At 57.7% G+C, this 10,803-nt stretch carries 10 protein-coding genes and 1 pseudogene; 2 read left to right on the top strand and 9 right to left on the bottom strand.

All coding sequences use genetic code 11. From position 1 onward, the window contains the following. Window positions 1-316 precede the first annotated feature (316 nt). The 9 genes from ACR0AP_RS20520 to ACR0AP_RS20480 form a co-directional block, all read right to left on the bottom strand. Window positions 317-1,990, bottom strand: coding sequence for a BCCT family transporter (locus tag ACR0AP_RS20520; protein WP_480509100.1), 1,674 nt, complete (start codon window positions 1,988-1,990; stop codon window positions 317-319). A 62-nt stretch (window positions 1,991-2,052) separates the two neighbouring features. After that, entirely contained in the window at window positions 2,053-3,519 is a 1,467-nt protein-coding gene (locus tag ACR0AP_RS20515; protein ID WP_480509098.1) for an aldehyde dehydrogenase, read from the bottom strand. A gap of 9 nt (window positions 3,520-3,528) precedes the next feature. Beyond that, window positions 3,529-4,566, bottom strand: a complete 1,038-nt coding sequence (locus ACR0AP_RS20510) for an LLM class flavin-dependent oxidoreductase (RefSeq protein ID WP_480509096.1) — start codon at window positions 4,564-4,566, stop codon at window positions 3,529-3,531. 4 nt (window positions 4,567-4,570) lie between these two features. After that, a complete protein-coding gene (locus ACR0AP_RS20505) occupies window positions 4,571-5,491 on the bottom strand; it encodes a flavin reductase (protein ID WP_480509094.1) in 921 nt (306 codons plus the stop codon). Further along, window positions 5,488-6,300 (bottom strand): alpha/beta fold hydrolase, encoded by an 813-nt coding sequence (locus ACR0AP_RS20500; RefSeq protein ID WP_480509092.1) that lies wholly within the window; start codon window positions 6,298-6,300, stop codon window positions 5,488-5,490. Before ACR0AP_RS20500 ends, ACR0AP_RS20505 begins: the two co-directional genes overlap by 4 nt. Then, complete coding sequence (locus ACR0AP_RS20495; RefSeq protein WP_480509090.1) at window positions 6,272-6,874, bottom strand: amino acid synthesis family protein; 603 nt, start codon at window positions 6,872-6,874, stop codon at window positions 6,272-6,274. The genes ACR0AP_RS20500 and ACR0AP_RS20495 overlap by 29 nt, the downstream gene beginning before the upstream one ends. A 223-nt stretch (window positions 6,875-7,097) precedes the next feature. Further along, entirely contained in the window at window positions 7,098-8,546 is a 1,449-nt protein-coding gene (locus ACR0AP_RS20490) for an NAD-dependent succinate-semialdehyde dehydrogenase (protein WP_480509088.1), read from the bottom strand. Window positions 8,547-8,726: 180 nt separating this feature from the next. Then, a complete protein-coding gene (locus tag ACR0AP_RS20485; protein ID WP_480509086.1) occupies window positions 8,727-9,029 on the bottom strand; it encodes a DUF1330 domain-containing protein in 303 nt (100 codons plus the stop codon). Continuing rightward, entirely contained in the window at window positions 9,026-9,712 is a 687-nt protein-coding gene (locus ACR0AP_RS20480; RefSeq protein WP_480509084.1) for a GntR family transcriptional regulator, read from the bottom strand. Before ACR0AP_RS20480 ends, ACR0AP_RS20485 begins: the two co-directional genes overlap by 4 nt. 278 nt (window positions 9,713-9,990) lie before the next feature. Here ACR0AP_RS20480 and ACR0AP_RS20475 point away from each other — a divergent pair. Beyond that, window positions 9,991-10,119: pseudogene (locus ACR0AP_RS20475) on the top strand (IS3 family transposase); the annotation flags it as partial. Window positions 10,120-10,404: 285 nt separating this feature from the next. Continuing rightward, window positions 10,405-10,803: a hypothetical protein gene (locus tag ACR0AP_RS20470; protein ID WP_480509082.1), complete on the top strand. Its 399-nt coding sequence runs from the start codon at window positions 10,405-10,407 to the stop codon at window positions 10,801-10,803.

Genomic DNA, 10,803 nt, shown 5'->3' with positions numbered 1-10,803 from the left:
GAACTTGGGTGTAACCGTGATCAAAGATTGTGGATCAGGTATCTCTGAATTCGGCTAAAACGCACTGCTTCGTCTTTGAAAAGACCGAAGGCGCAATTTTCACATAATTTCACTTCTACGTTGTTGAGCTCTGTAGCGGGGCACATTCTAAACTGGGTTACGACAAATCCCCTATCTTGCTAAAAAGCAAGGAGAACGGAAATTGGCACTTGCGAAACTGGATCTGGACGAGCGGTGCACCCAGACAGAGTGCAACCGCCATACTTTGTTAAGGTTCTTGATGCGAGATTGGCTTGTCCAAACCGCGCATCTCAAATTACGCGTGCAGGTCGCGATCAATCGACGTTCCATCTGGAGCAGTTTGCACCTGAAGTTCGGCGACTGCCGCCGGGTCCTGCATCAGCGACTTGAAGACCCCCCAAGCCATCAGGACAACCAGAACTGAGATCGGAAGCGCCGCGGCAATCGCGGCCGTCTGCAAGGCCGACAGGCCTCCGGCGATCAGCAGAACTGCTGCAACCAGACCTTGCGCTGCCCCCCACACCACGCGGTGCAGTTTAGGCGGGTGCGCATTGCCCATGGAGAGGATCGTGGTGAGAACCAAGGTTCCCGAATCCGAGCTGGTGATAAACCAAGTCGCTAGCAGGAAGGTTGTCAGCGCCGAGACGACCCAGGCCATCGTTGGCCCGTCCGACAAAAGCTCAATCGTGCCGAAAAGCGTACCACCCAGGTTCCAGCTGTTGACCATGTCGATCAGCCCGGCTGTGCCGACACCGTTCGCCGCGTTCAGCTCAAAGAACAGCGCGTTGCCGCCAAAGATCGAAATCCAGATGAAGGCCATGGTTGTAGGAACCAACATGGCACCGAACATGAACTCACGGATGGTACGACCTTTTGAGATGCGAGCGATGAACATGCCGACGAACGGTGCCCAGCTCAGCCACCAGCCCCAATAGAAGATGGTCCAGCCGCCTTGCCATGCCACGTCACCCGGCGTCGAAGCGGTCCAGAAGCCCATCGACAGGAATTGGGTCATGTAGTCACCGGTGGCGTTCAGGAAAAAGCCCACCAGCCATTGTGTTGGACCCGCAAACAGGAAGAACAGGATCAGCGCGATGGTCAGGACGATATTCCATTGGGACAGGATCTTGATGCCCTTGCCGATACCCGAGACCGCCGACAGCGTTGCGATGATCGAGATGATCACGACCAGAGTCACCTGCGTGGCAACCCCCGGGTCAACGTTGAACAAAACGTTCATGCCATGCGCCATCTGGGTCACGCCCAGACCCATCGAGGTGGCGATGCCGAACACGGTGCCGAACACGGCCAGCAGGTCAACAGCGTGCCCGGTGGGGCCGTAAATCCGCTCACCCAGAACCGGATAAAGCGCGGAGCGGAAGGTCAGTGGCAATTTTTTGCGGAACGCGAAATACCCCAGTGCCAGACCGGTTAGTGTATAGATCGCCCAGCCGTGCAGACCCCAGTGGAAATTGGTGACCCGGACCGCGTCAACGGCACGCTCCATCGTCATTTCGGTATGGCCCGCCGCATCGGCAAACGGGTTGTTAGGGTATCCCCAGCCCGCTGAGTTGTCGAAGTAGAACAGCGGCTCGGCCACGCCGAAGAACATGATCCCGATCGAGACCGAGGCCGAGAACAGCATTGCAAACCATGAGAAGTTGCTGAATTCGGGCTTGGCACCATCATCGCCCAACCGGATTGAGCCGAACCGGCTGAACATCAGGAACAGGCACATGAACAGAATGATGATGACCGAGCTGATATAGTACCAGCTCAGCGCCCCTTCGACCCAGCTGCGGATGGCTTTGTAGATGCCACCGGCGAACTCGACGTTGAGGATTGTGAATACAACAAACGCGGCGACCATCGCTTTGGAGGCGATACTCATCCCGTTATGCAGTCCTTTGAACAGCCCCTTGTCCGAGACCATTTGGTCCGGTGTTTTGGGCGACGTATCCTGAGGCATAATGCGCTTCTCCTCCAGAAATCAGGATTGGTGCCTGTATTGTTTGGGTGACCTGTGCGGGGTTACCGCATCACGAAGGGATCCGGGATCGGGTCATCGCTGGTGCGCAACCAGACCGCCTTGGTCTTGGTGTATTCAAGGGCGGCCTCCACGCCACCCTCGCGCCCATGGCCAGACAGGCCAAAGCCTCCAAACGGCGCAATTGGGCTGACGGCGCGGTAGGTGTTGACCCAGACGATACCCGCACGAATGCCGCGCATCATGCGGTGTGCGCGGGTTAGATCGCGAGTGAATAGGCCAGAGGCCAGACCGAACTGCGTGTCATTTGCAATGACCAGCGCTTCGGCGTCGGTCTCAAAGCTGAGGACCGACAAAACCGGGCCAAAGAACTCATTGGTCACGCAAGGCGCATCGGGTGCGTCGGAGCAATCCAGAATGGTCGGGGGGAAGAAATACCCTGCGCCCTCGGGTGCCTGACCGCCCGTGACCAGCCGCGCGCCCTGCGCAACGGACCGGTCGATCAGGTCCAGCGCGTGATCGCGCTGTCGCAGCGTACAAAGCGGGCCAACTTCGGTCGCCATCTCCTGTGGTGATCCGATCACCACATTCTCGCTCTTCTCTTTTAGGCGAGCTAGAAACTCATCCTTGATCGAGTTTTGGATCACAAGGCGCGATCCGGCCACGCAGCTTTGTCCGGTGGCCGCAAAAATCCCCGACACCTGCGCGTTCACGGCGCTTTCGATATCGGCATCCTCAAACACAATAAACGGGGATTTCCCGCCCAGCTCTAGCGGGGTCGACGCCAGATTGTCTGCCGAGTTGCGCACGATGTGGCGCGCGGTTGTAGGGCCGCCGGTAAAGGCCACATGGGCCACTTTTGGATGGCTGGTCAGGACCGAGCCGCAATCAGGCCCGAACCCTGTAATGATGTTCAGAACGCCCTTGGGGAACCCAGCCTGTTCGAAGATGCGCGCGAATTCCAGCATCGGCGCGGGGCCTTCCTCGCTGGCCTTCAGCACAATCGTGCAACCAGCTGCCAAAGCCGGGCCGATCTTGACCGCCGACAGGAACAGTTGCGAGTTCCATGGCACGACCGCTGCCACAACGCCCACAGGCTCTCGCCGCAGCCAGACCTGCATGTCCGGCTTGTCGATCGGCAGGAACGCCCCTTCGATCTTGTCGGCTAGACCGGCGTAATACCGATAATACTCGGCAACATAGGCGATCTGGGCCGACGTCTCGCGGATGATCTTGCCGGTATCGCGGGTTTCAAGCTCGGCCAACCGCGGCGCGTTCTCCGCGATCAGCTCAGACAGACGCAGCAAGAGCTTGCCCCGCTGCGTCGCTGTCATATTCGCCCATTCGGGATCAAAGAATGCCCGCTCAGCAGCATCAACGGCCCGGTTTACATCTTCGGCGCGGGCCTCGGGCATCAATGCCCAGGGCTGACCGGTTGCCGGATCCTTGCTTTCGAACTGTGCTGCACCATCCGAGAAGGCGCCGTCGATATACTGCTGAAACTGTTGCATAATCTGTCCTTACTGAAAGGCGGGCATCACGTCCGTGATGAAACGCTCAAGCGAGGCCTTCTTGCGCTCAAACGGCATCGAGCTGTCGATCCAGAAGGAATATTCATCATATCCCAGGGCCTCGTATTTCTTCAGCCGCTCAACCAGCTCTTCGGCGGTTCCGATGGCCAGATCGCGCTGAATCGCTTCGGGTGTGTAGAACGGATGCGCGGCGATATCTTCGTCTGACAGCGGGTCGATCAGACCTTGATTGATCTCGCGCTTGTTCATGAACCAGGCGCCGAAATAGTTGTAGAACCGGTTCAGCTCAACCGCCGCCTGTTTTGCATCTTCTGCGTCGCTGGCGACATAAGTGTGCAGCAGCAGCATGATGTTGGGGCGCGGTTGGTCCGGAAACTTTGCGCAGGCATCATTGAATTTACCCATCAATGTTTCAATCTCTGGGTCGCCATTCCACAGTGGTGTCACCTGCACATTGCAGCCATTCGACACAGCGAATTCGTGGCTGTTGGGGTCGCGCGCCGCGATCCATATCGGCGGGCCGTCTTTCTGCACCGGCTGCGGGGCTGAGGTGGTTTTCGGGAACTGCCAGTATTCGCCATCATGCGCGTAATCCCCGGCCCAGAGCTTTTTGATCGCGGGCACTTGTTCACGCATGCGAAGACCAGCCTCCCATGCGTCCATGCCCGGCATCATACGCTCATATTCGAAGGAGTACGCGCCACGCGCTATGCCCAGTTCCAGGCGACCATTGGTGATCAGGTCGGTCATCGCAGCTTCACCTGCCAGGCGGATTGGATGCCAGAAAGGTGCAATAACCGTGCCGGTTCCCAGACGGACATTTTTGGTCTTGTTGGCCAAGTCCACCAGATTGATGAACGGATTCGGCGCGATGGTGAAATTCATCCCATGATGCTCACCCGTCCAGACCGAGTTAAACCCGGCCTCATCCGCGATCTGGCACAGTTGCACAAACTCTTCATACAACTGTTTCTGATCTTCCTTCGGGTCGATGCGCTCCATATGTGCAAAAAGCGAAAACTTCATTGCGTTACTCTTTTTCAGATGAGATCGGACGGACTTTGCCGCTGACCTGATTGCCAAGATAGACCCCGAAATTGCCCATGCGGCTTTCCTGAGCGAACCGCTCCAGCATGGTGCACATTGCAACATCGGCAATGTCCATCAGGGTGGTTTCGGTCAGCTCAGTAAAGGCGCCTTGGGTGGGTTCACCCTCGGCCGCCTGGCACAAAAACGAGATGTGTTGTTGTTCGCGCGCTTCGTCTTCGTAGACGGAATAGATGAACCCCGGCTCGGCACTGACACCGCATTGCTCGATCAGACGGTTCAGGGCCGCAGTGGCCCCATTCTTTCCGGTTTTGGTTTCGGGCAGAGTCAGACGACCCTGGTCATTGCCGACGAGCAACACCTTGCCCTCACGCTCAATCAGGGCCGAGACGATCAGGTTCGTGCTCTGGCTCAGCGCTTCGGCTTCTGCTGCTGGTGTGACATAGGCCCCGCGGGCATAGCCCAGCCCCGGCGCAGTCGATGTATCAAAGGCTTCTACCTTACCTATCAGAATCAGGTGATCCCCCGCCTCGACCGTTTTGAAGGTCGAGCAGTCAAACCAGGCCGAGACCCCTTCGAACAAGGGGGAGCCCTTGGGGCCGCGCCGCCAGTTCACTGCGGCAAAGCGATCCTCGACCGGGCGGGCAAAGGTATTGGACACATCTTTTTGCGATTCAGACAGGATGTTGATGGCAAAGCCCTTGGCATTGGCAAATGCCTCGAAATTCCGGGAGCTGTTGGCCAGACATACTGAGACCAACGCCGGGTCCAGTGACACTGAACTGAACGAGTTCGCGGTAAAGCCCAGCGGATTGCCGTCTTCATCAAGGGTGGTCACAACCGTGACGCCGGTCATGAACGTTCCAAACGCGTTCCTCAACGCGCGCGGATCAAAGCTCTTCATGCCGTTTCCCTTTCCTTCATAGGGGTTTTCAGCCAATCGGCCAGTATTTTGTTGACCTGTTCAGGCGCTGTCAGATTGACCATGTGACGCTCGCCCTCAATGACGACGGCACGCCCCAGTGGCGCTGCATCTGCCATGGCCTGCGCCATTTCAGGTGTCGAATTAGGGTCCAGCGCACCGGTCAGCGCCAGCATCGGGCAACGGATTTCGACAAACCCGTCCGCATATTCTTCATCCCCGGCGGCGAAAGCCCCGTACGCATCGGCGTAACCTTTGGGGTTCACCGAAGACAGCCACCCGGCGACCTTGGCGCTGGCGGCCTGCTCGGCTGGAGAGTCACCGAACCACCGTTTCAGCGGCGTTTCCAGATCAAAGCTGCCCTTACGGATCTCTTGCGCGCGGGCCGTTACCGCCTCGCGGGCGGCCAGCGTGCGGCGAAACACGCCGTTCAGCAATGCAACACGTGCCACCATCTGCGGGTGAGAAACGGCATATCCACCCGAGATCAGCGCACCCATCGAGTGGCCAGTCAAACAAACCGACCCCAAATCCAACGCGGTGACAACCTCATGCAGCCACGCCACATAATCCGACAACTGAGGCTCACCGGCCAGCGCGTCACTGCCCCCGTGTCCCGGCATATCCAGCGCGATCACTTGGTACTGCTCCGAAAACGCCTCGATCTGAGGTTGCCATGCCGCAGACTGCATGCCCACGCCATGGATCAGGACCAGCGGGGCACCTTGCCCCGCCTGCCTGTAGGTGACGCGCCCGTAAGGCTTAGACAGCTGCAGGGTTTTCAACATCATGACCCAGTTCCTGGAGGTCCTGATAGCGGTCGCCGATACGGTGATGCGGACGCCCACCGATCGATGCCCCCAGGGCGATCACGATCTCATCCGGCGCAGGCGCATCAGCGACCGACAGTTGAATGGTCAGGTAGTGGCTGCGCTTGCCGCCATCATTCTTGTCCATCAGTGGGATTTGCAGCGGCGCATTCGCAGGACCGCGTGTATTGGTGAAGGCCAGATAGGATTTCGCGCCGACCGCCTCGCGGTAGTGGTTGCCGAAGCGCAGCGTATGGATCAGAGCCGAGGCGTGCTCGACCTCACCATTCACACCGACGATGGCCGATTTGCCATAACCTTCAACCTTGTCGCCGCCACCGGAGGCATCAAGGATCATCTTGGTCAACAGCTCGCCCAGACCCGGTGCGCAATCATGGATCGCGGGGCGCAGGTCTTCGACAAAGCCCTGCCCGGCCCAGGGGTTCTTGATCACTGCAATCGCCGCGATCATCTTCAGCGGCGTCTCAGCGGTTTTACCACCTTCGATCAGCGTCTCTTCGACATGCAGCAGTGTTTTTCGAATTTCAGCCGGCATTGCTGTGGCTCCATCACAGGTTAGATTCTTTTCGTAGCGTAACATGGTATACCATAGTCCTGCATGTCAATCCCAAAACTGTTATTCCAAAGGGCTTTCGCGACCCTTCGAAAGAGTGAAAAGGCGTTTTCGACGCTAATTTACAGACACTAAATGCAAATCAGCGCCCAGCACGATGGCTGGACGCTGACTGTCTTTCGCAGGGTTTTAGATGTTTGTCGTCTTAGACGGACAGGCAGCAGTACTTGATCTCCAGATAATCTTCGATCCCGTATTTCGAGCCTTCGCGCCCGTGGCCGGATTCCTTGATCCCGCCAAACGGGGCAACTTCGGTCGAGATCAGGCCGGTATTCACGCCGACCATGCCGTATTCCAGCGCCTCCATGACCCGCCACACACGGCTGAGGTCCCGGCTGTAGAAATAGGATGCAAGCCCGAACTCAGTGTCATTTGCCACCCGGATCGCCTCATCTTCGTTTGTGAAGCGAAATACCGGGGCCAGAGGGCCAAAGGTCTCTTCTCTAGCGACGATCATATCGGATGTGACGTTCGAAACGACGGTAGGCTGAAAGAACGTACCGCCTAGACTGTGGCTGTCGCCGCCCACATCGACCTGCCCGCCCTTGGAAACCGCGTCCGAGATATGATCGCGCATCTTGGCAACAGCGGCGTCATTGATCAGGGGTCCGATTGCGGTGCCCTCGCTGAACCCGTCACCTACGGGCAGAGCCGCAACAGCCGCCGACAATTTGCGCACGAATTCATCATAGGCCCCGTCCTGCACAAGGATACGGTTTGTGCAGACACAGGTTTGCCCCGCATTGCGGAACTTGGAGATCATCGCACCTTCGACGGCAGCATCTATATCCGCGTCGTCAAACACGATGAACGGAGCGTTCCCGCCCAGCTCCAACGAGAGCTTTTTGATCTGCTCGGCCCCCTGCCGCATAAGGATCTTGCCGACCCGAGTAGAGCCGGTAAAGCTGATCTTGCGCATCACCGGGTTCTCGCAGAATTCCAAACCAATCCCGGCACTATCCGTGGACGGAATGACCGAGAACACGCCTGCGGGAATTCCCGCCTCTTCGGCCAGTTTGGCCAAAGCCAGTGCTGAAAGTGGAGTTTCTGCAGCCGGGCGCACGACCATCGTGCACCCGGCAGCCAAGGCGGGGCCAGCCTTGCGAGTAATCATGGCGTTGGGGAAGTTCCACGGCGTGATGGCCCCAACAACACCCGCGGGTTGTTTCATCACGACAATGCGCTTGTCTTGCTGATGGCCTGGAATGGTGTCGCCATAAATGCGCTTGGCCTCTTCGGCGTACCATTCGATGAAGCTGGCACCATAGAGAATCTCACCCTTGGCCTCGGCCAGAGGTTTGCCCATTTCCGCCGTCAGAATCCTGGCTAGATCATCCGCATTTGCGATCATCAGATCGAACCAGCGCCTCAATACACGCGCCCGTTCCTTTCCCGTCAGCGTCGCCCAACTCTTTTGCGCACGTTCCGCAGCAGCAATCGCCGTACGCGCGTCCTGGATCGAGCAATCCGCCACATCCGCCAGATGATCCCCTGTGGCCGGGTTGGAGACTGCAAAGGTGGATTGCGCGGCAAACCATGCGCCGTCCACATAGGCGTCAGAAATCAGCAGCTCTGGTCGTGCAAGATTTATCATGTGCAAACTCCATGGGGCCTTACCCGCTAGGGGCATCAATTTTCAAATTGATCATATGGTATACCATATTCCTTCGTGTCAAGGCCGAGTTGCCCGGCGACAGCACAAAAAGCTACCAGACCCAAAACCCATCGGATCTCAGGAAGAACGCTTTTTTGAATGCGGTCCATAAGCCCCGGCTTACTTGCTGGCCAAGCCCTCGATCAGGGCGATATCCGCCTGACAGGCCTGCGCACGTTTCTCGCGCGCGGCACGGTATTCAGACGAGTTGTAGCAGGCCCGTGCCTGTTCGATGCTGTCAAACTCGATGATGACACGCCGCTGCCACACGTTGCCCTCCAGCGTCTCGGCCTCACCCCGCGCCAGGAACCTGCCGCCGTATATTTGAAACGCTTGGGGGGCGAGCGCCTGATAATCTGAATAGGCTTCGGGGTCGGTCACGATCACGTTGGCGATCCAGTAACCTTTGGGTGTGTCGGTCATTGTATATCTTCCCCGTTGGCAAAAACGCGTTCCGCGACCGATGTCGCCTCGCCCAGGTGACGTTCAACCGCTTCGCGGGCCGCCGTCGGGTTGCCCGAGACTATGGCCGCGCAAATCTCTTCCATATAAGCGATCCCGGGCCGCGTGCGGTCATCCGAAGTCAGCGTCAACATGCGCAGCCGGCTGATCCGTCCATTCAGGCGCTGCACGATTTCCCAGGCAATGTGATGCCCCGCACCATGAAAAACCTCCTGATAGAAATCCGAGGTCGCGCGGAACAAAGGCCCCCATGTTTTGCCGGTGGATTCCTTTTGCAGCCGTTTCAGCACTACTCCTAGTTTGCGGGAGATATCCGCGTCTATATTGCAAGCACACTGTTCCGCTGCGGCAGTCTCAAGAAGACGACGAATGCCGTAAATCTGGCGGGCGTCATCCCAACTCATCGAAGCTACGATCGGGCCGTGCCCCGGTAGGATTTCAACCAATCCTTCGGCCTCAAGATAGCGGATCGTTTCCCGAATTACAGTACGGCTGACCCCAAGCTGCTCGCACAAGGGGCGTTCGACCAGGCGTTCGCCGGGCTGGAAAACGCCTTCGACAATGGCTTCGCGCATCCGCTCCTGAACCATATCGCGTAACGTGGCGGGCTGGTGGTCGATCTTGGAAAGCTTGGGCGTACTCATAGCCCAAGTTTTTAATCACGGCCCGGTGTCAAGACAAGATGGATTTTGCATACCATACTATGGCCTTCCACCATCGGGCTTGAGAACAGCCACCTCATAAAACGGTACGGCTATTGGAGCAGCTGGTATTCAATCGATGTCAAAGCGGTATCTGCGCTGGCCGCAACCGACCCCCTTGCCCCGAGATTTGTACGAAATCGCGGTTGATGTAGATTGGAGTACTGAACCTCCCCCAATAAAGTGGTCCGCTGTTACGTTTAGGAAAACGGAGGATCAGAATAGGAACGAAGCGACACAAGCCGGAAGAGATTGTCACGAAGTTGCGGCGGGTCGAGGTGCTTGTCGGTCAGGGAATGCAGTGCTTGGATGCGATCCCGGTAGTGCTCATCGCTGAGCAGACCTACTACCGCTGAAATAATAGTATGCTCTGAGCTATGCAACGCAGACACCTCTTGAACCTGCTCCTAAACTCGATTGGGAACAAACGCGCCATTAATTAGATTACTCTGACTGCTCCGATTTGGTTGCTAAGTCCTACCGGACTAGCGCCTGATGGGCCTGTCGCCTCCACCGGCGCGGTTGCCGGGTTTGGGACGGCCCCCGCTTCCACCTACCAGGCACGGACGATTGCTACCACCTGCATCTCCTAAGGCAGGGCGCGTACCGCCGCTTGCGGGGGGTTTGACAGAGGGTTGGTTGATTTGCGGTTGTGGGCTCGGTGCGGGCCCGCTGTTCAGCACACCTTCACCCTGCTGGCGGGCATTCAGGTCGCGCCGCAGCTCATCAGTACGGGACGGCTTATTCTTTGCGCGCAGCGTGGAGGGATTGCCGTTCGCTGGGCGCCGGGTGTCATTGATCTCGCGACGGGCTTCCCTTTTGCGGTCATCATCGGGACGCCAGACAGTGTTTCGGGAGTTTTCGATGTCAATATCGGTATTAACATCCCCGTCGATGTTCGGACGTGTGTTCGGGTTGCCGATGATCGGGCGTCCGTTCCATCCACCACAGTTGCGGCACCCCTAGTAGTAACATCGGTCATCATCATCATCGAAAATCTCGCTTATGAGATAGACTGTGCCTGCCGCAAATAA

The sequence above is a fragment of the Ruegeria sp. AF7 genome, assembly GCF_056541885.1.
The sequence above is the reverse complement of the archived record's forward strand: the minus strand, read 5'-3'. Positions and strand labels throughout refer to the sequence as shown.

Excerpts from the sequence above, each read along its gene's own strand:
- ACR0AP_RS20520 (WP_480509100.1), bottom strand. The coding sequence starts at position 1,990 with ATGCCTCAGGATACGTCGCCCAAAACACCGGACCAAATGGTCTCGGAC.
- ACR0AP_RS20500 (WP_480509092.1), bottom strand. The coding sequence starts at position 6,300 with ATGATGTTGAAAACCCTGCAGCTGTCTAAGCCTTACGGGCGCGTCACC.
- ACR0AP_RS20480 (WP_480509084.1), bottom strand. The coding sequence starts at position 9,712 with ATGAGTACGCCCAAGCTTTCCAAGATCGACCACCAGCCCGCCACGTTA.
- ACR0AP_RS20510 (WP_480509096.1), bottom strand. The coding sequence starts at position 4,566 with ATGAAGTTTTCGCTTTTTGCACATATGGAGCGCATCGACCCGAAGGAA.
- ACR0AP_RS20515 (WP_480509098.1), bottom strand. The coding sequence starts at position 3,519 with ATGCAACAGTTTCAGCAGTATATCGACGGCGCCTTCTCGGATGGTGCA.
- ACR0AP_RS20485 (WP_480509086.1), bottom strand. The coding sequence starts at position 9,029 with ATGACCGACACACCCAAAGGTTACTGGATCGCCAACGTGATCGTGACC.
- ACR0AP_RS20495 (WP_480509090.1), bottom strand. The coding sequence starts at position 6,874 with ATGCCGGCTGAAATTCGAAAAACACTGCTGCATGTCGAAGAGACGCTG.
- ACR0AP_RS20505 (WP_480509094.1), bottom strand. The coding sequence starts at position 5,491 with ATGAAGAGCTTTGATCCGCGCGCGTTGAGGAACGCGTTTGGAACGTTC.
- ACR0AP_RS20490 (WP_480509088.1), bottom strand. The coding sequence starts at position 8,546 with ATGATAAATCTTGCACGACCAGAGCTGCTGATTTCTGACGCCTATGTG.